The sequence below is a fragment of the Paenibacillus sp. JQZ6Y-1 genome, from assembly GCF_040719145.1.
In the GTDB taxonomy this organism is placed as follows: Bacteria; Bacillota; Bacilli; order Paenibacillales; family Paenibacillaceae; genus Saccharibacillus; species Saccharibacillus kandeliae.
Genome location: NZ_JBFDUZ010000001.1, coordinates 576,793 through 598,593, shown reverse-complemented (window position 1 = coordinate 598,593; position 21,801 = coordinate 576,793). Strand labels below are relative to the sequence as shown.

Annotated in this window: 19 protein-coding genes and 1 pseudogene; 7 read left to right on the top strand and 13 right to left on the bottom strand. The window is 46.9% G+C overall.

What is annotated here, in order from left to right; all coding sequences use genetic code 11:
- The first annotated feature begins 151 nt into the window (after nucleotides 1-151).
- From ABXR35_RS02665 to ABXR35_RS02655, 3 genes are all read left to right on the top strand, one after another.
- On the top strand, nucleotides 152-1,078 hold the full coding sequence (locus tag ABXR35_RS02665) for a methyl-accepting chemotaxis protein (RefSeq protein WP_367055062.1): 927 nt from the start codon (nucleotides 152-154) through the stop codon (nucleotides 1,076-1,078).
- Nucleotides 1,079-1,495: 417 nt separating this feature from the next.
- Nucleotides 1,496-2,410, top strand: coding sequence for a methyl-accepting chemotaxis protein (locus ABXR35_RS02660; protein ID WP_367055059.1), 915 nt, complete (start codon nucleotides 1,496-1,498; stop codon nucleotides 2,408-2,410).
- 272 nt (nucleotides 2,411-2,682) lie between these two features.
- Nucleotides 2,683-4,161, top strand: a complete 1,479-nt coding sequence (locus ABXR35_RS02655) for a glycoside hydrolase family 32 protein (protein ID WP_367055056.1) — start codon at nucleotides 2,683-2,685, stop codon at nucleotides 4,159-4,161.
- Nucleotides 4,162-4,347: 186 nt separating this feature from the next.
- Here the strand turns inward: ABXR35_RS02655 and ABXR35_RS02650 are convergent, their stop codons facing one another.
- The 7 genes and pseudogenes from ABXR35_RS02650 to ABXR35_RS02620 form a co-directional block, all read right to left on the bottom strand.
- Nucleotides 4,348-5,019, bottom strand: a complete 672-nt coding sequence (locus ABXR35_RS02650; RefSeq protein ID WP_436669346.1) for an HD domain-containing protein — start codon at nucleotides 5,017-5,019, stop codon at nucleotides 4,348-4,350.
- 198 nt (nucleotides 5,020-5,217) lie between these two features.
- The gene (locus ABXR35_RS02645; RefSeq protein ID WP_367055053.1) at nucleotides 5,218-5,721 is read right to left on the bottom strand and encodes a GNAT family N-acetyltransferase; all 504 of its coding nucleotides are present in this window, start codon (nucleotides 5,719-5,721) and stop codon (nucleotides 5,218-5,220) included.
- A gap of 118 nt (nucleotides 5,722-5,839) precedes the next feature.
- The gene (locus ABXR35_RS02640; protein WP_367055051.1) at nucleotides 5,840-6,058 is read right to left on the bottom strand and encodes a hypothetical protein; all 219 of its coding nucleotides are present in this window, start codon (nucleotides 6,056-6,058) and stop codon (nucleotides 5,840-5,842) included.
- A gap of 43 nt (nucleotides 6,059-6,101) precedes the next feature.
- Nucleotides 6,102-6,908, bottom strand: a pseudogene (locus tag ABXR35_RS02635) (PP2C family serine/threonine-protein phosphatase).
- Between the two features lie 19 nt (nucleotides 6,909-6,927).
- The gene (locus ABXR35_RS02630; RefSeq protein ID WP_367055049.1) at nucleotides 6,928-7,317 is read right to left on the bottom strand and encodes a DUF3885 domain-containing protein; all 390 of its coding nucleotides are present in this window, start codon (nucleotides 7,315-7,317) and stop codon (nucleotides 6,928-6,930) included.
- Between the two features lie 42 nt (nucleotides 7,318-7,359).
- The gene (locus tag ABXR35_RS02625; protein WP_367055046.1) at nucleotides 7,360-8,262 is read right to left on the bottom strand and encodes a hypothetical protein; all 903 of its coding nucleotides are present in this window, start codon (nucleotides 8,260-8,262) and stop codon (nucleotides 7,360-7,362) included.
- Entirely contained in the window at nucleotides 8,259-8,807 is a 549-nt protein-coding gene (locus tag ABXR35_RS02620; RefSeq protein WP_367055043.1) for a helix-turn-helix domain-containing protein, read from the bottom strand. Before ABXR35_RS02620 ends, ABXR35_RS02625 begins: the two co-directional genes overlap by 4 nt.
- 309 nt (nucleotides 8,808-9,116) lie before the next feature.
- Between ABXR35_RS02620 and ABXR35_RS02615 the strand changes: the two genes are divergently transcribed.
- Nucleotides 9,117-9,518, top strand: coding sequence for a DoxX family protein (locus ABXR35_RS02615; RefSeq protein ID WP_367055040.1), 402 nt, complete (start codon nucleotides 9,117-9,119; stop codon nucleotides 9,516-9,518).
- Between the two features lie 401 nt (nucleotides 9,519-9,919).
- On the opposite strand, the gene recQ is transcribed toward ABXR35_RS02615, so the two are convergent.
- A complete protein-coding gene (gene recQ / locus ABXR35_RS02610) occupies nucleotides 9,920-11,788 on the bottom strand; it encodes a DNA helicase RecQ (protein ID WP_367055037.1) in 1,869 nt (622 codons plus the stop codon).
- Nucleotides 11,789-12,103: 315 nt separating this feature from the next.
- Nucleotides 12,104-13,339: an FAD-dependent monooxygenase gene (locus ABXR35_RS02605; RefSeq protein WP_367055034.1), complete on the bottom strand. Its 1,236-nt coding sequence runs from the start codon at nucleotides 13,337-13,339 to the stop codon at nucleotides 12,104-12,106.
- Nucleotides 13,340-13,469: 130 nt separating this feature from the next.
- Between ABXR35_RS02605 and ABXR35_RS02600 the strand changes: the two genes are divergently transcribed.
- Nucleotides 13,470-14,105 (top strand): TetR/AcrR family transcriptional regulator, encoded by a 636-nt coding sequence (locus tag ABXR35_RS02600; protein ID WP_367055031.1) that lies wholly within the window; start codon nucleotides 13,470-13,472, stop codon nucleotides 14,103-14,105.
- A 238-nt stretch (nucleotides 14,106-14,343) separates the two neighbouring features.
- Nucleotides 14,344-15,687, top strand: a complete 1,344-nt coding sequence (locus ABXR35_RS02595) for a carboxypeptidase regulatory-like domain-containing protein (protein ID WP_367055028.1) — start codon at nucleotides 14,344-14,346, stop codon at nucleotides 15,685-15,687.
- A gap of 262 nt (nucleotides 15,688-15,949) precedes the next feature.
- Here ABXR35_RS02595 and ABXR35_RS02590 read toward each other — a convergent pair whose 3' ends face one another.
- The 4 genes from ABXR35_RS02590 to ABXR35_RS02575 all read right to left on the bottom strand — a co-directional run bounded on the left by ABXR35_RS02590 (nucleotide 15,950) and on the right by ABXR35_RS02575 (nucleotide 21,053).
- The gene (locus ABXR35_RS02590; protein WP_436669314.1) at nucleotides 15,950-17,392 is read right to left on the bottom strand and encodes an amino acid permease; all 1,443 of its coding nucleotides are present in this window, start codon (nucleotides 17,390-17,392) and stop codon (nucleotides 15,950-15,952) included.
- A gap of 17 nt (nucleotides 17,393-17,409) precedes the next feature.
- A complete protein-coding gene (gene mmuM / locus ABXR35_RS02585) occupies nucleotides 17,410-18,399 on the bottom strand; it encodes a homocysteine S-methyltransferase (protein WP_367055025.1) in 990 nt (329 codons plus the stop codon).
- 272 nt (nucleotides 18,400-18,671) lie between these two features.
- On the bottom strand, nucleotides 18,672-19,298 hold the full coding sequence (locus ABXR35_RS02580; protein WP_367055022.1) for a nitroreductase family protein: 627 nt from the start codon (nucleotides 19,296-19,298) through the stop codon (nucleotides 18,672-18,674).
- Between the two features lie 360 nt (nucleotides 19,299-19,658).
- Complete coding sequence (locus ABXR35_RS02575; protein ID WP_367061101.1) at nucleotides 19,659-21,053, bottom strand: family 43 glycosylhydrolase; 1,395 nt, start codon at nucleotides 21,051-21,053, stop codon at nucleotides 19,659-19,661.
- Between the two features lie 273 nt (nucleotides 21,054-21,326).
- Between ABXR35_RS02575 and ABXR35_RS02570 the strand changes: the two genes are divergently transcribed.
- The gene (locus ABXR35_RS02570) at nucleotides 21,327-21,695 is read left to right on the top strand and encodes a potassium channel family protein (RefSeq protein WP_367055019.1); all 369 of its coding nucleotides are present in this window, start codon (nucleotides 21,327-21,329) and stop codon (nucleotides 21,693-21,695) included.
- Nucleotides 21,696-21,801: the final 106 nt, after the last annotated feature.

Here is a 21,801-nt window from a genome sequence, read left to right as displayed (position 1 = left end):
GGTTCTGAAGCCAACTTTCATCTATGACTGTGTACATACCTACATCCTGATGGCTTATCGTGCACCACCATGAACCCTCACGCAGCCCGATGATCCGCGCGGTTGCTTGCAAGCGCTGCACCAGTTTGAGAAATTGAAGGAGCTACTGATTATGTTAATGAATATGGATACGCAGGAGTTAAGCCGGGATGTCCGGGAAAATTTGATCGTCAAAGCGCTGCAAGATCACCTTGCCATCATCAGCTTTGACCTGAATCGTCAGGTCGCCTACGTGAATCATAAATTTGCACAAGCTATGGGATATCAAAAGGATGACATGATCGGTATGCACCACAAGCAATTTTGTTTTCCTGACTTTGCGAACAGTCCCGAATACGAAAACATGTGGCGCGGGTTATTGGCTGGACGCAGCTTTCAGGATAAATTCAAGCGCATGGATGCCAAAGGAAATGTGATCTGGCTCGAAGCGACGTATATGCCGGTATACAGCGAAGATGGCAGCCGGATTGTCTGCATTAACAAAATTGCCACTGATATTACGTCCAGACAACGCAATATCTCTGAACTCATGGATGAAATGAAACAGATGGCTACCGATCTGAGTCAGCGTGCTGAGGTAGGTACACGGCGCAATCAGGAGCTACTCGTGAGCATCGGCTCCATCGCCGAAGTCGCTACCGAGAATAGCAACAATCTCCAAACTCTGCAACAGCAAGCCAAGTCGATTCAGGGCATCGTGCAAACGATCCGCGATATTGCCTCACAAACGCATCTGCTCTCTCTTAACGCAGCGATTGAAGCTGCACATGCTGGCGAATTTGGTCGTGGATTTGATGTGGTTGCCAAAGAGGTGCGCAAGCTATCCGGCATGGTACAGTCGTCGATTATTGAAATCAAGCAAAATGTCGATGCCATCACGACCGAAATTCATGTCATCTCCAAAGGCACTGCTAATGTACAAAATAATGTAGAGCAAGGACAGCAGCAGGTACAAAATGTACTGAGTGAATTTAGCGAACTTGCTTCCTCTGCTAGGCAGCTGGATGCACAGGCAAGTAGCATGACCCATATCGTTTAAGATTTTTCTGCGATCCATTTGAAATCTAATAAGTCACTTATTCATAAGACAGAAGCATCCGATAATATAAGTACATGGATGTTTCTGTCTATTTGTATATCTATACAATTCCGTATACATATGCTCTAATCCGATCTATTTCCAATGGAAATGCAGTCTCGTCCCTCGTTAATTAAATTGCTCGCTATTTGTTTTGTGTCAATTAATTAATAATAAATACTATTTTGAAAATTTTTATTGAAGATGATCCAAAATACCTAATCAAAAATTCGGCTGTATACGATATATTAGTATACACAATATTAATTTAGCGAGTTACCGGATTTGATGTAATTTTGTGAATGAACTTCAACTGGACCATGCGACCGCACAGAGAAAGCATACACAGACGGAAACCGAATGATGGAGGCAATCAATATGTCAATGAACCCTCAACACTATCAGGTGAGCGATGAGCTTGTCGTCAGAGCCTTGGAAAACAATCTTGCTATTATCCGCTTTGATGAGAATCGTCGTGTTGCCTATGTTAATGATAAATTCGCCGCTGCTATGGGCTATACACCACAACAAATGTACGGAATGAACCATCGAGAGTTTTGTTTTCCCGAATTGACGAACAGCCCGGAGTACGAAGCGATGTGGCGTGGTCTGTTTGCTGGTCGCAGCTTTCAGGATAAAATCAAACGCAAAGATGCCAATGGGCGAGCTCTCTGGCTCGAAGCGACATATATGCCCGTTTATAGCGAAGATGGACGCAAGGTGATCAGCGTCAGCAAAATCGCCACCGATATTACAGACCGTCAAAACAATATCACCGCACTTGTGAGCGATATGCAGCAAATGGCGGATAATCTAACTGAACGTGCAGAAAGCGGTATCAAACGAAATAACGACCTGCTGAATAGCATCGACAAAATCGCTTCGGTCGCTTTTGAAAACACGTCCACACTGAGCAATTTGCAGCAGCAGGCACGTTCTATTCAAAATGTAGTACAGACCATCCGCGATATTGCTTCGCAAACCCATCTGCTTGCTCTCAATGCGGCAATCGAGGCAGCACACGCAGGCGAATTTGGACGTGGCTTTGACGTGGTTGCCAAGGAAGTACGCAAGCTGTCCGGTATGGTGGAAGCTTCCATTATCGAGGTGAAGGATAGCGTCGATTCCATCACACGTGAGATCAATAAAATCGCTAGCGGTACAAACAATGTACAGCAGGATGTACAGCAAAGTCAGGATCAGATTGGCATTGCCATCTCCGAGTTCAATATGCTCGCCTCTTCCGCACAGAAATTAGATAGCCAAGCGCGCAAAGTATCTGGCATCGTCTGATTGTGAGGTAAGCTTCGGTTCATCCTTCTGTTTTGCGTATGTGTGCTCGTATGTTTATACGATAGATGAACCGTTTGTCAGACGATAAACGGTTCTTTTTTCATTTCTTGATTTACATATGGTGATCCTCCAAAAATTGGAATACAATAACAGTGACGGGAGATGAACAGATCGTTTCCCTTTTCAAGCTAAAATAAGAGACAGGTTGGCGCTATGTTTGTAAGCGTTATCATTAATGAACCTATATTCGTTTGCTGAAAGGTGGTTACTGTATGGAAACTTCCAATTTGCAGTTGTATCAGCCACACCTTCATTTCTCATCTGCTCGCCATCGGGTACATGATCTTATGGGGCTGGTTTCTTTTGAGGGCGAATATCATTTGTTTTATCGATATGAACAGGATGAAGCAATGCACAAGACTATACGTTGGGGGCATGCGGTCAGTGCCGATCTTCTACAATGGACAGAGCTGGATATGAATCTAGAGCTGGATGATCATACCGTTCCCCAATCGGGCTGTGTGATTGTGGATGCTCACAATACATCCGGTCTATTTCCTGACGGTCCGGGCATGATTGCCATGTATACGTATCAACGTAAGGAGCCGGTCGCAGCCGATGACACGAATGAGACAACACTAGAATCGGTAATGGGTATCGCTTACAGCCAAGACCAAGGTAGAACGTGGATTCCATACGCAGGCAATCTGATGCTATCTGGTATGGAGCATATCGGATTGCCTGCGCAAGACCCACGTGTATTCTGGTATCGCCCTAAAGGCTGTTGGGTTATGGTACTGGCAACTGGACAGGATGTCTCCTTTTATAGTTCGTCCAATCTGTTGAGTTGGAAGTTAAACAGCCGATTCGGCAGCCAGCATGGATCGCATGAAGGGCAATGGCGCTATCCCGATCTATTCCGTTTGACTATCGAAGGAACGGAATCATGCAAATGGGCATTGTTGGTAAGTATGGCGGATCACCCTGAGTTGGGCAATGGCTCACGGACGCAGTATTTTGTCGGTTCCTTTGATGGTCGTCAGTTTATGCCAGATCACAATATCATTCAGTGGCTGGATTATGGACGCGATCATTATGGCAGCATTAGTCTGACCGACGCTGGGCAACGGGATACACGGCGTATTCAAATGGGCTGGATGAATAACTGGCGTTATGCAGAACAGTTGCCTGTGAAGGATTGGCAAGGTGCACTGACTCTTCCCCGTTCCCTCACCCTGCGCCCCTGCAAAAATCGGATGCTGATCTGCCAACGCCCTATTGTGGAATTGGAACGCCATTTCCGCGAAACATATAAGCTATCTGGATTGACGATCAGTGAGCACCAGCCGTATGAACTCCTACAACCGCTAGCTATCGCTGATATTCAACTACGTATGCAGCATGATGGATTGCAAGAAATGGGGATCATCCTGCATCATACGGCAGAACAGTATACGGTCATTAGCTATAACGCTGCCAGCGAATTGTTCAGCGTGAAGCGTGATCATAGCTGCTCATCCGATACAGAGCTGCATCCGTGGTTCCAGCGCGGACAACAGGTGCATATCCCGCCTAGCAGTCATCTCAGTTTACGTATTGTGCTGGATCGCTGCTCGGTTGAAGCTTTTGCCGGAGACGGAATGTACGCTATCACTAGTCTGGTATTTCCAGATCAAACCTGTGAAAAGATAACGCTGTATACGGTAGGTGGCGATGCACGGCTATATGACAGTGTCATTCTGGTTGGTTAAATTGGAAAGCATCAAAAGCACCTTGCCCACTTTGGATAGGCAAGGTGCTTTTTCTCATGTATTCCTATCAGGCTCAGGCTCAGGCTCAGGCTCAGGCTCAGGCTCAGGCTCAGGCTCAGGCTCAGGCTCAGGCTCAGGCTCAGGCTTGCAAATGGTCAAGCACGGTAAGAGTATAGGCAACATCTTTTATTGCCCGTTCCACTCCCGGTAAAAACGCTCCACATACTCCACCATATACTCATGGCGCTCCTGCGCAATGCGGCGCGCTGTCGGTGTGTTGATGCGGTCTTTTAGCTTGAACAGCTTTTCATGAAAATGGTTGATTGCTGTACTGCGTCCATTGCGGTATTCCTCTGCACTCATCTCATGACGAACTGGCAGCTCTGGATCATAGATCATATCGCCCACATGCCCGGCATATACAAATGTACGCGCAATCGCAATCGCTCCCAGCGCATCCAGACGATCCGCATCCTGTACAACCTTGCCTTCCATCGTTGGCAGTGGCGGATTGTTACCACCGTTATACGACATATTCGCGATAATATACATGATATGCTGCTGTGCCTCGTCCTGCACCTGCTGACCATTCAGCCAATCCGTTACCCGCTGCAAGCCCGCCTCCTTGGAAGGATTCAGCTTCTCGTCGGCAATATCATGCAGCAGTGCTGCCATCGTTGTAATATAATCGTCTGCTCCTTCGACCAGCGCCAGTCGCCGCGCCATCTGCACGACACGATGAATATGCCACCAATCGTGACCGCTTGTCTCGCCGCCTAGCTCCTGCTTTACAAAAGCATATGTTGCCGCCAGAATCTGCTGCTGCTCCGCAGGCAGTTGACTATGATCCTCAGCAATCGGTGCGGGGAGAATATTCTCTTGTGATCTGCTTTCTTTCGTTTCAGAAGTCGTATGCTTCTGCGATACATCTACCTGTGTCCAATCACCTTTACTCAATGCTATCGTTCCCTTCGCTTCTATACAGATATTCGTTTCATGATTGCTTTTAAAATCATACATTTCATCTTATTCCATATTGTATCGTGCAGCAACGCATTAGAACGTACCTGTGGAATATAGCAATACTTGCTGTGAACGGTACAAAACTTCGCGTTCTAGCTCCATGCCATTTTTGCGGGCAACGGCGGCAGAACCAGTATTCAGCGGATGAATCAGCGAAATGAGCCGCTGCTTGTTCAGCTTCGTTTGTGCATAATGTCTCCAGCCAGTCGCCGCTTCTGTCGCCAATCCTTGTCCCCAGTACTTACGCGAAATCCAGTAGCCAATTTCCGTTTCCGGCACGTCTTCCACCAGCTGCTGGATCAATCCAGCATGACCAACTGGACGTTCCTCCTGCTTGTGCATAGCGATCATCAGTGCGTAGCCATGCTGCTGCATATGAGCCATAAAACGGTGCAATCGTTCTTCCGTCTCTTCCTTTGTCCAGACCGAACCTTTGCCAATATACTTCATCACCTGCTGATCCGAACTCATTGACAGTAAAAAATCTAGATCCTCTTCCGTATACGGTCGAAAATACAATCGTTCCGTTTCTAGCATATGAACGCCTCCTACGATCAAAATGTCCAAAGTCATCGTTAGCTTACCATATGGGCGGGCAGTGGGATCGTCTTGCCTTGAACGACGTAGCGTTCTTTTCAAACAATCCGCTCATACATCATGTTCGTTTCTCAGCAGCAACCAGATATACAATCCCGATGATCGCCGCAGCAATACTGATATACAACGGACCTGACCCAACCAAGCTTAAAGCCTCTTCAAAGTGTCCTGGCCATACATTTAATTTCTGAGCTACAATAACCGCCGATAGATAGCGCAATGCATACATGAATGCGGCGATTAGTAATAATACAATTCCGGCGGTTCTACGATTCATCTTCTTCTCCTCTTATGTATCATTATCGTTTCTCTCTCCGTAGTTAATCCTGCTCATGTTTCTGATCCGATGGAATATCTGCTTCTGCCGTATTGTCGTACTCCCAGCAAATAATCGTCGCGCTGTCATACGCCTGACTAGTATGCAGATGATCCAGCATTTGGTGCAGGTTAAAGCTCATACTATTGTCATTGTAGAGTGCATCATATAGCACAGGAGCCTGCTCATATTAGTGGTTCGCCCCTTCAAGAATACCGTCGGTCAGCAGCACAATCATATTTCTACCACTACGCAGTTGTCGACGTCCACTACTATAGCAAGGAACTGGTTGATCAAATGTATTCACCTGACCAATCCATTCGTAAAATTGACGTTGATTCAGCGCATACTGTCCCAATCTAGCCAACTCTGGATGTAGCACATAAGCAACACAATCACCGACCGAAAACCACCATACATACTGATCCATTTGAAACACCATCAAGCACGCCGTTTCGCCTTGTACCTGATGGCAGGCTTCACGGAATGACTTGCTGCCCAGCCAGTTCAGCATATAGATTTCCAGTGTGTCCCAAGCATCATCACGCTCCAGTAACACCGTCAATTGCTCCTGCCGATCTAGCAGTTGATCTACAACCAGTGCCGCGCTTTCTGCACTATGATGGGCATCCAATACAACTGCTAATCGCCAGTTGCCCGTATCGCTACGCAATACGATCAGCCCATCTTCGTTTTTGCTTGCTCCACGCAGCGTATTTCCTCCATAGCGACCGATATGTATACCTTTCTGCTCCGTTACAGAGATTTCGTCGAGAAACATATATCTGCTGCCAACCCAACTATAGCTCATTGTTGATCTTCTCCTTTCGTTATATCAGGAAACATAGTATCCATACGTTCACGATCGTAATCCAGTAACCAGCATATTCTGGTATTCGTTCTTCCTCTACAATCCTTGCAGCCGTCTCTGTATTCAAAAATTCGCTTAGTGAAGCGCTATCCCTTTCCAATCTTTCGATGATTGGATCATCCGCCCAGACAAAATGACGTGTACGGATATACATCTTTCGTCCGTCACCAAACAACTGTTCAAACAGTTCAACCGCACGCTGCTGCAACTGTTCAAAATATGCTGACTCATCTATCACACGCGACGGGTATCCAAGTTCAAAACGCAGACCGAATGGAAAATGATAAAATAACGGTTCGTTCAAATCGAAATGTTCAAAATGTCGCCGAAGCCATTCGTTTACGCTCACTATAGATGGTTCTCCTTTGCTATATAGACTCTATCTTTCTATTCACAAACACCCCAGCACCCAGCCCTCACGTAAAGTCAATTGCTTCTCCTGCTCACTCAAAGTTGGCAATTCCAAATATGGAGCCAGCGTCTGCTCCAGATCACGTGATTGCATCCAGCGGGCGATGTACATCGCGTCGCGTTCATGCTCACTCAGCCCTTCACTCCACTGCTCCTCCATCATCCGGCGACGGTATAGCGATGGATACGCTTCGGTGATCACATGATAATCATCGGGAATATGTAGTCCGTCGTATGGCCAGAAATGCACCTTCATCCCCCGCTTTTGCCAGCGTCGCAGCCAATAGATCCACGGTAATCCCGTATGCGTGGAATACGATACTGCCCCCTGCATACCGGAGATGCGATCCAGATCGGTAACGCTTTTGGTAGAAGGGATAAATTCGCGTTCTACCAGCCGTTTGTCTGTGGAGTTGATATACTCCGCCTGCTCCTTGCTTTGCTTCATGGTTAACACATCCGTTTTCCATGTGATATAGCTCCATCGTAAAAATGTATCCCAATCCGGCAACTGCAAACGCTCCAACTGACTCAGCGGATACGATAAACCAAAATCCAATCCGATTAACATACGCTTCTCACTATGCAGCAATTCATGACGCAGCCACTCATATATACGACGGCGCGACCATAAGCCAGATTTGGCTGAGGGGTTACTCACACTTGATGTGGAGAATGGGCTATGGGCATTGGATGGAGTTACAGGTATTGGCGTTCCAGATTGTGCTGTCCGTTCCTTGACTTCGCCCAGAACATGCGCAGAGAGCGGAAGACCTTCCTCTTCGCCATACGCAGCAGCAACTGCTAGCCCTTTGATGGGGGCATTCGGCTTGTCGGCACCGGAATAATCGATGCCGATATACGCGTCAAACAGCCGACTCATACGTCCCACTTCCCTTCCAGCTCTCGGTAAACGGAGATCAGAACGCGCGCCGTGTCTTCACCAATATTCGTCACTCGGTGCGGCACCACCGCATTCCAGCTAAACGAATCACCAGCTTCTAACTCAGCCTGATCAACGCCGTATTCGACCAGAATACGCCCCTCTACAATCGTGTGAATCTCTTCCCCCTCATGCTCAACCGCCACTTTGGAGCTGGAACAGCCCGGCGGCAATTCCACCAGCACGACACGCATATTGCGTGTCGTGCCCAATTCGTATACTTCCATTGGCTGACCGCCGCCAGATGTCAGACGCCGCTCTTCGCGCCGTACGATGTGCATCCGTTCCTCCTTGCTCAGCAGCAAATAAGCGAGCGGCACATTTAGTGCATGAGCAATACTTTCTAGGGTAGCGATCGAAGGCGATGTTTTGTTATTTTCCAGTTGACTCATAAAGCCTTGGGATAACCCGGTTTGCTCACAAATAGCAGCAATCGTAATATTTTTCCGTTTACGGATCGTACGAATCGTCGAACCGATGTCCATGGTCAGGTTTCTCCTTTGCTTGTGCGGAATAAACCGCGTGTTTTCTAATCATACCGTTGGGTGCAAGGGAACGCAATCATTACACAGCCACCAAACTATCGATACGTCTCTATATTTATTTTGTATAAATAGAACGTTTTCATTGTGAGTTAAACAGCTGTATTCCTTACTATGACAGGCTGTATGGTTGACGCAACAAATATTACTCATATAAATATTATATAAACATAAATAATATTTTCGTTGACATACTAATCAATAAGATGTAAATTACTTTTAGTAATCAAATTATTTAAGGAGTGTTCAACAATGAAATTAACGATCGTATCTACTATTATGCGTGTGGTTCTCGGGATTCTGTTTCTCGCTCACGGCATCAGCAAATTCCAAATGACGATGGCGGGTGTATCCGGCTGGTTCCAAAGCGTCGGTATTCCGGGCTTCCTCGCTTATATCGTTTCCCCGATTGAACTGGTTGGCGGCATTCTGCTGATCATCGGTCTGTTCACACGGTATGTATCCATTCTGCTGATTTTCGTACTGCTTGGCGCTATCTTCACCGTTAAACTGTCTGTTGGTCTGATGGGTAATGGTCAAATGGCAGGTTACGAGCTGGATCTGTCGTTTATTCTGGTCGCTCTGTATCTGGCAGTTAGCAACAATACCGGATTTTCGCTGGATCAACTGCTGTTCCGCCGCAAAACCGCTTAATTAGATATTGCAAAAGGAATGACGCGTATTCGTATGGATGGTATGGATACAAGCATGAATATGATCATGCAGTGTATAGCTGAATGAAGTGTACATCTGACCTACGAATGCAAACAAAAATAGATAGGAATAAGGGGAACCCTCGTATGAGAAGGTTCCCCTTATTCCTATCTATATAAAGATGATTTTATGTTCCAATAGCATCTGATCCTGTGGGATCGATATATAGTTGGACTATCGATCAATCGTGCTGATTTACTACAGTACCAATCCACTTTTCATTTGCACTATGCACGGATTGGTGATAACGGATTGGTGATAACGGATTGCTATGCTGTGTAATGGCATTTGAAAACATTCCATCACACTTCATACAGAACAGCTTCGCTATATCTACCTGCTCAATACTCGTCCCCAAACGTGCTGTTCTCCTCCATCGTCTTCTTCTGGAAAAAAGCAAGGAATGGTTCGCCGTACTTGCGATACTTCACTTCGCCGACCCCTTTGACCGTCAGCATCTCGCCTTCGCTCTGCGGCTCGACTACACTCATCTCGCGCAGAGTGGCATCGTTGAAAATGATATACGACGGCACGCCTTCGCGTGAAGCCAGCTCACGGCGGATTAGGCGCAGCTGTTCAAAGATCGTTTCATTGACCGCAGACAGCTCGTCGCCACCGGAACGAGAACGACTGCCCGATGTGCGTCCTGCCGATGCAGCAACTGGCATGGGGGCACGTTGCATCACTTTGTGCTGCCCTTTGAGCACATCCGCTGCCAGCGGCTGCAATTTGACGACGGGGTACTGACCTTCGGTGAGCAGTAGATAGCCTTCCGCCGCCAGTACGTTGATGCGCTCGGAGATTTCTTTTTCCGTCAAATGCGACAGCAGACCGTGGGTAGGCAACTCGTCGAATTTGTATTGCAGGATCTTTTTGTTACGCGATCCTTTCAGTACTTGCGCAACCACTGATACACCGAAGCGCTCACGTAGACGATATATGCACGAAAAGATCTTTTGTGCTTCAATCGTCGTATCAACCAGCTCACGGCTATCTCGACAGGAGCTGCATTGTCCACATGGCTCTGCCGCATGTTCTTCACCAAAATAGTCCAGCATTGCATTGCGCAGACATTTGGTCGTGTAACAGTAATCGATCATCTGCTGCATTTTGCGGTAATCGTTATGCTTACGTTCGCCTTCATTCATATTCTGTTCCAACAGAAACTTCTGGGTCATAATGTCCTGTGGGCTGAACAGTAGAATACATTCACTCGGATCACCGTCACGCCCCGCACGACCAGCTTCCTGAATGTAGGCTTCCATATTTTTGGGCATATTATAATGAATAACATAGCGTACGTTCGACTTGTCGATTCCCATCCCGAAGGCATTCGTTGCCACAATCACCCGAATATCATCATACAAAAACGCTTCCTGACTGCTATCGCGCTCGTCGTCGCTCATCCCTGCATGATAACGTCCTGCCTGCACACCGCTACTCAGCAAGCGGCTATACAGATCGTCTACATCCTTGCGAGTAGCGGCATAAATAATACCCGATTCATTCTCATGGGTACGCGCATAATCAATAACGAACTCCTTACGCTGCGTTCCACGCAATACCGACATCGACAGATTATCGCGTCCAAGCCCAGTAATGAATACCTCTGGCTGCTTCAATTGCAGCAAACGCAAAATATCGCTGCGCACTTCTGGTGTCGCCGTTGCCGTAAATGCCGCGACAATCGGTCGCTGCGGCATCTGCTCGACAAATGGGGCAATTTCTAGATAGCTGGTACGGAAATCATGTCCCCACTGGGATACACAGTGCGCCTCATCGACTGCTAGACATGTAATATGAACACCATTCATTTCCTCACGGAACCAATCCAGCTCTAGCCGCTCCGGTGCGACATACAGCAGTTTCAATTCCCCACGGCGCGCCGCATTGATGCGCTGATTGACCTCTCGCCCGCTCAGTGTACTATTAATATACGCTGCTGCCACGCCTGCTGCTTCCAGTGCATCCACCTGATCCTTCATTAGAGAAATCAGCGGCGAAATCACCAGTGTCACGCCGTCATGCACGAGAGCCGGAATTTGATAACAGATCGATTTACCGCCACCAGTTGGCATAATGCCTAGCGTATCATGACGATCTAGCAGACTGCCGACGATCTTGCGCTGACCTTCACGAAAATCCTCATAACCAAAATATTTTTGCAGCAATTCCTGAGCCTGCTGCATTACAGGCGCCTGTATGCTCATATTCAAAACTCCTGTCTATCTGAACTTAAACGTTCTTCTACTTCTACCTATTAAGTAAACATGCCATCACGACATTAGCTCATACAAAATAAACATAACGATATAAACCTTCATCTGTCTGTATACGCTTGACCCAATCCAATGGAGTCACAGCAGCCCAGACGGCAAAAAGCAGCCCAGTAAGTAGGAGTACCTGCCTGGTCTGCTTTCTTTCCTTCTATTATAACCGATGAACGCCGATTTTCCCAGCCTTTCACGCGATTCCCATTCACCTGCCAACACAGAAAATCATGGCTCAACTTTCCTTATGTTCACTCATTTTCCATCTTGCAAGACGCTGGAGTAATCGGGCAACTGAAGCGAACGATGCACAACACCTGAATCATCGCCCGGCATAGCAGGAGTATCGCTTGTTGTGAGAGCATCCAGCAGTTGGTTCCGAGCAGCCATATCCTCCTGAGTGCGCGGCATCATAAAAGAAGCCTGATTCGCCAATGCCTGATTTCGCTCTGCAAATGGACGCATAATATGCTCGTATGATACAAACGCCTCTTCATAATTCGTATGCACAGCCAGCTCGCCTGCCAGAATATAAGCACCGACCATAGCCACACTGCTGCCCTGCCCAGTTAGAAATGAAGGCGCATAAGCTGCATCGCCTACCAACGCGACCCGTCCTTTATGCCAGCTTGGTAGATGAATCTGACTAACCGTATCAAAATAAAAATCATCTGCCTTCAGCATATGCTCAACTAACTCTGGCACTATCCAACCATCTCCAACAAAATGTTCAGCTAGGTACCGACGCTGCTGATCTGTATCCCGATAATCGATAGGCGGTTCATCCGATGTGGCAACATTCAAAAAGGCATGCGCATAATCACTGTCTTTGACCACAGATAGAATCGCATAGCGCCCCGGCAACGCATATACTACAGTCTCATAAGCAAGCTGCAAACGGTTCGGTACAGTAAATCCACCAAAACAATATCCCAAATAGCGACTAAATGGGGCTTCATCTCCAAATAGAAACCGTCGTGTATTGGAGTGCGTACCATCCGCACCGATGACCAGATCGAATATCTCTTGCTGCCCGCTTTGGAAAACCACATGAACCCCGTCTTCTTCCTCATGAAGCTGAGAGATAGAATCATCAAACCGATACGCAATAGTAGGCTGCTGCAAGGTGGCGTTGTACAATGCTGCGGTCAAATCACCGCGCGGCAGATCAATATCTCGGTCAGCAGAGCCTCCGGTCAGCATGATGGGCTGAATCACTCCAGCGGTACTACCATCTGGATGCAAAAAGGTAGCCTTTTCCGAATGAATATTTTTTTGCTGCAAATGATCGTAGATGCCCATCTGTTCCGCTACATCCACTGCGGTTCCACGCACATCCACCGGATAGCCGCTATTCCTTACTGCTTTGGATCGTTCTACGACCGTTACATCAAATCCATATCTTGATAACCAATACGCCAGTGTCGGTCCGGCAATGCTAGCACCGGAAATGAGGATGCTGGAGACGTTAGAGATTGCTGTATTCGCCATGAGGATAACCTTCTTCACATTTATTTAAGGTACTAATAGTACCTTATTTGAATATGATATGATAGGTGTAGCCAAAACACAACATTAAAATACAACCAATCCACATTTATATTTGGGAAGGTGCACAGGGATGAATTCAAAAAAGGAACAAAACCAACAAGACCACGTTTCCCCCAAAACGACCCGTCGACGTGGCGAAGTGTTGGAACAGGCACTACTGCAAGCCGCTTGGGATGAATGGCAAGAAGTCGGATATAACCAGATGTCGATGGATGGCGTAGCAGCACGTGCACAAACGAATAAAAATGCTGTCTATCGCCGTTGGAGCAGTAAACGTGAACTGATTATCGCGGCAATCGGAAAATATGTACCTCGCCTTGAATACAAGGCGCCGCATACGGGGAATTTGCGTACAGATGTACTGACCTTTTTGATGCAAATGACGGATACGATCCAGATGGTCGGCGCTGAAACCATATTCGGCATTCTGGCAGAAGGTGGAGATCGCGCCATACTGGATTCACTATCCGACTCCAAGGAACAGGCACAAGAAGATGAATTGAATGTAGTAATGCGAACTATTTTACAAGAAGCGGTGGAACGGGGAGAGATTCAGCCCGAGGTGATACGAGAGCGCATTGTATCGCTTCCGTTCGATCTGATTCGATATGAATTTTTGATCAAGCGGCAAATGCTGACAGCAGACATAGTAGAAGAAATGATCGATCATATTTTTTTACCACTGGTGTTGTCGAATCGTCAGTAAAGAAATAACCAACACCAGTGGTATCCGCAAATAAAAAGCACAAACGGTTGGCAATCATGACAACCGTTTGTGCTTTTTTGATAGTAGACCTCTCCGCCTTTTTGACCAGTACTCAAGCATCAGTTTAATATGGAATTAATTAGATAATAAGGGACTAAAAGTATAAAAATAGATTGACATCTAGTTATTTAGCTTTATACTGAAATCGTTATAATACCCATATAAAGGAGATGATTACATGAAATTCAAGTTAATGAGTGTAGCTGCTCTTGCCTTATCGATCGGTTTGGCAGGCATTAGCCCAAGCGCGCTAGCACAAAGCAATGCTGGAGCTACGATCCAAAAAAATCAGACGTTGCAGCCACTATCCACCCATGTTCAACCTGCCACTGTACATAACAGTAAATCCGCTCCGGCACAAAACATACCTTTGTCGAACATTCCATCTGCTCGCAGCTTTGCCGCTGCCACCGCAACCGATGACACCTATGGCAGCAATACATCGCCGAATACCGCAGAGTTCATCACTACGAACACGACCATTTCCGGCTATATTGATCAGCAGGGCGGCGCACGCTGGTACTATGCCAATGTCAGCAACTCTTTGAAGCTGACCGCCTTTTTGTCAACTGGGACAAGCAATGTGGATTACGATCTGACACTGTATCGTCTTAATGAAACGACCTCCGCACTAGAGCAAGTATCGTATTCTGCCAAAGGTGCAGGGCAATATGAATTACTGAGCCATGTTGCGACACCGGGGTATTATTTTATCAGTGTAACCTCGTATCAAGGAGCAGATACCAGCAATCCATTCACGCTATTCACAACGCTGTCGGACAGCTATGATGCCAACGAGCCAGATGACAATCCATTTTTTGCTAAGGATCGTGGAACAGCTCCGTTTACAAGTCAACAAAATATCGATAATTTCCTAGATGAGGATTGGACCAAAATTACACTTAACGCGCAAAGTAAAGTGAATCTACTCCTCAACAATCCTTCGTCCAATGGCGAATATGTGGTTCAACTATGGAATGCCAACCTGCAAAACCTTGGTTCCTTGAAGCAAAACGCCAATGGGCAAATTACATTACCAGCAGGTAGCTATTATGTTCAGGTGTACGCTCCGTCTACGTTTGATCTCACAACCCCGTATACCTTACATGTAGATTATCAAAATGCAGCGATCAAGCGTGTTGCTGTCAGCGAAATCACCTCTGACCGTGGCGTTCAAGGCTTCATTGATTATGGTCAAGGCAAAAAATGGCGTGTCGGCTACAATATTACCGTCAAAGGACGCGCATTTGATGCAACAGGTACGCCGGTTGCCAACGGTATCGTATTGGTTACCGTGGAAACGCGTGTAGCTAGCAACGTCGTGAAGGTAGAAGCGATCACGGATAGCCTTGGCTACTTCTCAGCCCCTATGTATATCGGTCCGGCTGCTGGTCAATCTTCGTATCGTGGACCAGTATCGACTCATTATTATGACGTGATTCCGATCACCTTCCGCAATAACGGTGCACTGCTAAATGCGGATATTAGTACTCTGTATCATTACGCGTACAGCATAAACTAATCTATCGCCCAAAGCGATCAGATATGATACATTGCGATTGGAATAACAGCTAGCTATCCTCCCTACAATCGCCTGATCTGCTTGTTGAACAGTTCTATGCGCATACCCGCAATCAAAAAGCACACGCCTTCCGATGCAATTCGGAAAGCGTGTGCTTTTTAATTGATTCGTCGTTCGTCGTTCGTCGTTCGTCGTTCGTCGTTCGTCGTTCGTCGTTCGTCGTTCGTCGTTCGTCGTTCGTCGTTCGTCGTTCGTCGTTCGTTTAATGATGACTGCCGATTTTACTCTTTTGCAACTTTGTTTGCACAAAATAAGCAATATAGCACAGCACCATAAACGCCAATCCACAATAAAACGCTAGACTCTGATTCGGATCAAAGGCAATACCGATGCACGAAGCCAGACACAGTACAAACGCCGCAATTGGCACAAGCGGATACAACGGTGCGCGATACTTGAGATCCTCAACCCGATTCCCTTCCCGCACATACTGACGGCGGAACATATAATGCGAAGCCGAGATGCCCATCCAGACCACTACAACCGCAAATCCCGATACTGAGACGAGGAAAATGTACACCGTATCTGGTGCAATGACACTGGTCAGTAGTGCCAATCCACCGCCGATCATACTGAAGATCATCGCATTTAGCGGAATACCAGCACGTGTTAATCGACCAAACACCGGTGGCAGCAGTTGTTCCGACGACAAGGACCACAGCATACGCGAGCAGGCATATAGTCCAGAGTTCGCTGCCGACAATAGTGCAGTAATAATAACAAAGTTCATCAAATCCGCTGCATACGGAATGCCGATTCGATCAAATACCATCACAAACGGGCTTTCGATCACGCCTGCCTGCCGCCACGGAATCAGCGCGGACAATACGAAGATCGTCCCAACGAAAAAGATAATCAGCCGACCAACAGTCGCTTTGATCGCGCGTGGAATATGTTTCTCCGGGTCTACACTCTCCCCCGCCGCAATCCCGATCAGCTCTGTACCAGAAAAGGCAAAGTTCACTGACAGCATCGCCATAAAGATCGGGAAGATACCATTCGGGAACAATCCACCATCACTTGTAAAATTGGACAGCAGTGGCGCACCGCCCGACTCCTTCATTGGCAGCAGTCCGAATACTGCCGCACCGCCCAGTACAATAAAGACGAGAATCACTGCTACCTTAATCCCCGAAAACCAAAATTCCGCTTCAGCAAAGGACCGCACAGAAAAGGCATTCAGCAAAAAGACCAACACTGCAAATATCCCGCTCCATAACCAGACTGAACTGTCTGGAAACCAGCGCTGCATCAGCAATCCGGCTGCTGTAAACTCCGATCCGAGCGCTACCGCCCACGTCAGCCAGTACATCCAAGCGATCATATACCCTGTGCCCGGTCCGATAAACCGCGCTGCATACGTATGAAATGCTCCTGTCACCGGCAGATGCACGGATAATTCGCCCAGACTGAGCATGACCAGATAAACGACCAGTGCACCAACGAGATAAGCGATAATCGTTCCTAATGGACCTGCCTGATTGATTGTATAGCCGGAGCTGAGAAACAGCCCGGTACCGATCACGCCACCTAGCGATAGCATCACCAGATGTCGGCTTTTCATTTTGCGTTGAAACTGTCCTTCCTGTGGTTCCGTATTGCTTGGTTCCTTACCTTCCTTCGCTTGCGTGGATTTCCATGACATGATGCTCCTACCTCTCTTCAGTTCACATCGGGCCGCAATGCAGCCTGTATACTTGCAATGTCATCTGGCGTAGTACGACAGCAGCCGCCGATCAGCCGCGCGCCCAATTCGTACCATTGCATAGCATCCTGTCCGTAGACATGATCACATGCCTGACCATGCCATGTTTTGGTTATCGGATCGTATTGTTCACCCGAATTCGGATAGACGATGATAGGCTTGGACGTGTGCTGCTTGATCTGACCAATCAAGGCTGGAATATACCCCAGCGCTGTGCAATTGATGCCAACTGCGGCTACCTGTTCGTATGGCTCCAGCCATGCTGCACACTCTGCTACAGACTCGCCGTTACTGATATGATGTCCATCTTTCCCACTAAAGCTAATCCAAGCATACACACCGGGAAAATGCTCCAGCACACGCACAATCGCCTGCGCTTCCACCAGACAAGGAATTGTCTCGCACGCAAGCACATCTGCGCCCGCTTCGATCAGAATACGAATGCGATCATAATGAAAATCAAATAGCTCCTGTTCGGTTTTGCCATAATCGCCGCGATATTCGGAGCCATCTGCCAGATAGGCGCCGTATGGACCAACAGATGCGGCAATCAGCGGTTTCGGACGTGCAGGAAATGAGGACGATGTCGCAGTTTCTATCGATACAGACTCCGCTTGCTGCGCGGTAAACCGATTCCAGAACGCATCACGCGCGCCTACTGCAAGCCGTACAGAGCGGTCCATCATCTCTACCGCTTCATGCTCACTCAGACCGCGTTCCATAAATCCCATCACCGTCGCCTGATAACTCGCCGTAATTGCGCAATCTGCTCCCGCTTCAAAATATCGCGTATGCACACGCGCAATTGCATCCGGGTTATCCAGTAGTAGACGCGCCGACCATAGCTCATCGTTCAGATCGGCACCTTCCTTTTCCAGCTCGGTCGCCATTGCGCCATCGAGAATCATCACACCATACTGATCGATCAATTGTTGAATCTGATTCATGCTTTACTCCTTTCAAGCCATAAAGCTTTGGGGCGTACTTGTATCCAACATGTATGCCCGTCAATGTCAGTTTATTGTGAACGTATTTTAGATGATATTGAGCGATTTGTAAACCGTTGTTTGGAGAATCACTTCGAGATATACCAAAATAAAGACCTGTACAGCGGCAAATCATTCTCCGTGATACGGATACAATGCTTTGCTGCTGTACAGGTCTTCTATTTGTTGAATCGATCGATTAGCTTCTTATCAAAGAATCAAACCTACAACTATCAAAAATGATCATAGCTTACAAATTCGCCAACCGGTTTACGATAGCCGCGGACGCGCTGACTACTCGTATCTTCTTTGCCTAGTGTAATCATCATAACGGGTACATAACGATCTGGAATATTCAGCGCTTCCTTAACCGCCTCGGCATCGAAGCCGATCATAGGGCAAGTATCCCAGCCTTTGTCTTTGGCAGCCAGCATAAATGACATTGCTGACAGGCTGGCATTACGGATCGCTTCATCGCGTTTGAACGGTTCGCCAGGTTGCTCGTAAGCATCTTGTATGGAAGATACCGTCTGATCAAATTCTTGTTGATTCAGCACACCCAGATGCAGCAGCCCTTCATAGATTTGTGGTGCATTCAAATGGGCATCCAGATGACCGAGCACAATTACTACCGCTGAAGAAGTCAGTACTTTATATTGTTTGTATGCTGCTTCATATAGCTTGTTTTTATTCTCTTCATCCTGTACGACAACATAATGTGCATGTTGCAAATTGTAAGCCGACGGGCTGTATTTCACCAGTTCAAAAATCTCATCCAATTCATGGTGGTCAATCGATACATTCTGCAAAAATTTATTGGCGGAGCGTCTTTGTTTCATAATTTGTGTCAGTTCACTCATGGTTATTATCCCCTTGTCCATTATTGATTTAGTTAGCAATGGTAGAACGATGCTCCGACGAATGCGTGCAATGTAGGTAGGATAAAAGTTTGTTTCACGCGTATGCCGAATCATGACTATGTGGTCTCAAATTATCGTTGTATGCAGCTGCTCTATGACGGCGCCATGATCACTGCATCGATTCTTTGATATTAAGATAATACGAATATAACTTACTTTTAGTAAAAAGGCAACAAAAAGTTACTAATTGAGCATTTTGATTTTTTACGGCTATATAACAAAGACCAAACCCCGTAATCGTAACGGAATTTGGTCTGCTTTTGTTACTCGGTACTGCACTCGGCTGCACAGAAAAATCAATTAATTTCCATACACTCGCACTTCATGCAGTGTCGGTGTATACCAGTTGTTCGGATTGTTGTGCAGCACTGCGTTTACCATATTAATACGCACGTAACGAGCAGTAAACGAAACTGCATCTGTGGTGAAGCCATAGGTGGTATTGCTCGTACGGTCGATGGTGGTATAGTTGACGCCATCGGTGCTGTATTCGATTTTGTATTTGTAATAACCTTCCGAGCCTTTGTACATAAACCATGAAATATCGATCTCGCTCACCTTTTTGGCAGAACCGAGATCAACCTGCCACCACGCTGGCCATGTAGCGGAAGACGCTGCCCATGAGCTTTGCGCATTGCCGTCATTGGCATTGGATGCCGGGCTAGCGCTGGCAGATGAGATTGCAGTTGCCGTTTTGCCCTGTGCAAGATTGGTCAGCGCTGGCGTTGTGATGCTACCCGTGGCGGCATCGATATTCCAGCTGCTATACCAATTCAGCGTAGCGGTACGTGCGCTATCGTTGAGCGTAAGCGGCAACCAGATGAATTTGTGATCGCTCAGATTGAGCGGATTCCAGCGATCGCCCATATAAATATAACTGGTGCCTGCACTACCCGTAATGGTAGCGATGGAATGAATCTGAGTCGCATACGCAGACGGATCGCCAAATGGAGACAATGCCGACCACGTACCAGTCATTGAGCTAGACGTAGCATAAGCGCCCTGATTCGGATACCAGCCCGAAGCTTGCGATGTGAACAGATAGTAGGTACTCCCCTTTTTCACAACAGCAGGCGCTTCCCGATAAGCACCCTCGAATACCCAACCGACAAAAGAAGAGACATTCGTATAGGCAGCGTTCAATTGGAAGATCGCCATTGAGTTGTTAGCACCACCATTATTTTGGCGAGAAGCGGTAATCAGATACGCTTTGCCGTCGGTATCAACGAAGACGGTCATATCACGAGATTCGTAATCCAATGGTCGGAAGCTGCCTTGATAGGTGAAATTACCATCTGGTGTATCGCTCGTTGCGACAGCTACGCGTGCGAGCGAATAGTCACTGCCATTTTCATAATGCGCCCATAACACATATTTTTTCGTAGATGCGTTATATATGACCTTCGGACGTTCGATTTTGCTGGAGTTTAATTCGGCAGCAGAGCTTTTAGTGAGGATGCTGTTACCGAAGGTCCAATTTTTGAGATCGGTCGATGTGTAGACATTTACTTTATCAAAGGTACCGTTGGTGGCGTGCTCGCCATACCAGTAGTATGTAGAACCGACCTTGAGAATATTGCCACTATTCGCCTGAATCGGATTACCCGCCGTGTCTTTCCAGTCTGTGCCGTTCGTAATCGTAACACTTGCCGCCTGCGCTTGCTGTCCGCCCAATCCCAAACCGGTGAGCAGCAGTAAGAGTGCTAGCCCTGCTGCCCAATGTTGCCGAGAAAATAGATGCCCCTTTTTCAAGATATACCCCTCCTTCATATGCTATCGAAATCATCCGCGATGGATTTCACACTCATTCTAGTTATTTTTGGAAGCGTTTACAATAAAACAATACGGAAAGTGGTTATGAATATAAGGAGAGGGCTGTAGATGTATGTTACGGTACGATAAACTGCAAGAACATAAGCATAGAGAATGAAGTTGAATAACAATCTATCTATAGAAAGGAAACTGACGATGATCTCATTTTTACTCACATTAAAGCGGTTGATCCAAGCATTGTTGAAAGTAGGAAAAGAACCATTGTTTCGCTCGCTCATTATAACACTGCTGTTTATTCTGCTATCAGGTACGATATTTTATCGAAGTACAGAGGGCTGGTCGATACTGGATGCTTTTTATTTTTCCTTTGTCAGTCTCATTCCGACTAGCGTGGATACGAATCTGAGCCCGCATTCGAATTTGGCAAAATATTTTACGATGATCTATTTGGTAGTAGGTACGGGCGTAATGTTAATTATTCTGATTCGATTGGGATTGGCGGCAGTCGATTTTGAGCGTTCGGAACTGCAACGACCGGAGAATCATAGGGAAGATAAGAAGTGAATACCAGCTTGTGAGGATCGATAGAATGGTGTAGGGAGAATATGCGAACAATCCGGCTGTCTAGTGCAGCCGGATTTGCTATGCAGTCTATGCGCTTATTGGAGTT

Excerpts from the sequence above, each read along its gene's own strand:
- ABXR35_RS02615 (WP_367055040.1), top strand. The coding sequence starts at position 9,117 with ATGAAATTAACGATCGTATCTACTATTATGCGTGTGGTTCTCGGGATT.
- ABXR35_RS02665 (WP_367055062.1), top strand. The coding sequence starts at position 152 with ATGTTAATGAATATGGATACGCAGGAGTTAAGCCGGGATGTCCGGGAA.
- ABXR35_RS02600 (WP_367055031.1), top strand. The coding sequence starts at position 13,470 with ATGAATTCAAAAAAGGAACAAAACCAACAAGACCACGTTTCCCCCAAA.
- ABXR35_RS02595 (WP_367055028.1), top strand. The coding sequence starts at position 14,344 with ATGAAATTCAAGTTAATGAGTGTAGCTGCTCTTGCCTTATCGATCGGT.
- ABXR35_RS02625 (WP_367055046.1), bottom strand. The coding sequence starts at position 8,262 with ATGAGTCGGCTGTTTGACGCGTATATCGGCATCGATTATTCCGGTGCC.
- ABXR35_RS02660 (WP_367055059.1), top strand. The coding sequence starts at position 1,496 with ATGTCAATGAACCCTCAACACTATCAGGTGAGCGATGAGCTTGTCGTC.
- ABXR35_RS02645 (WP_367055053.1), bottom strand. The coding sequence starts at position 5,721 with ATGCTAGAAACGGAACGATTGTATTTTCGACCGTATACGGAAGAGGAT.
- ABXR35_RS02620 (WP_367055043.1), bottom strand. The coding sequence starts at position 8,807 with ATGGACATCGGTTCGACGATTCGTACGATCCGTAAACGGAAAAATATT.
- mmuM (WP_367055025.1), bottom strand. The coding sequence starts at position 18,399 with ATGAATCAGATTCAACAATTGATCGATCAGTATGGTGTGATGATTCTC.
- ABXR35_RS02655 (WP_367055056.1), top strand. The coding sequence starts at position 2,683 with ATGGAAACTTCCAATTTGCAGTTGTATCAGCCACACCTTCATTTCTCA.
- ABXR35_RS02580 (WP_367055022.1), bottom strand. The coding sequence starts at position 19,298 with ATGAGTGAACTGACACAAATTATGAAACAAAGACGCTCCGCCAATAAA.
- ABXR35_RS02590 (WP_436669314.1), bottom strand. The coding sequence starts at position 17,392 with ATGTCATGGAAATCCACGCAAGCGAAGGAAGGTAAGGAACCAAGCAAT.
- ABXR35_RS02605 (WP_367055034.1), bottom strand. The coding sequence starts at position 13,339 with ATGGCGAATACAGCAATCTCTAACGTCTCCAGCATCCTCATTTCCGGT.
- ABXR35_RS02640 (WP_367055051.1), bottom strand. The coding sequence starts at position 6,058 with ATGAATCGTAGAACCGCCGGAATTGTATTATTACTAATCGCCGCATTC.
- ABXR35_RS02570 (WP_367055019.1), top strand. The coding sequence starts at position 21,327 with ATGATCTCATTTTTACTCACATTAAAGCGGTTGATCCAAGCATTGTTG.
- recQ (WP_367055037.1), bottom strand. The coding sequence starts at position 11,788 with ATGAGCATACAGGCGCCTGTAATGCAGCAGGCTCAGGAATTGCTGCAA.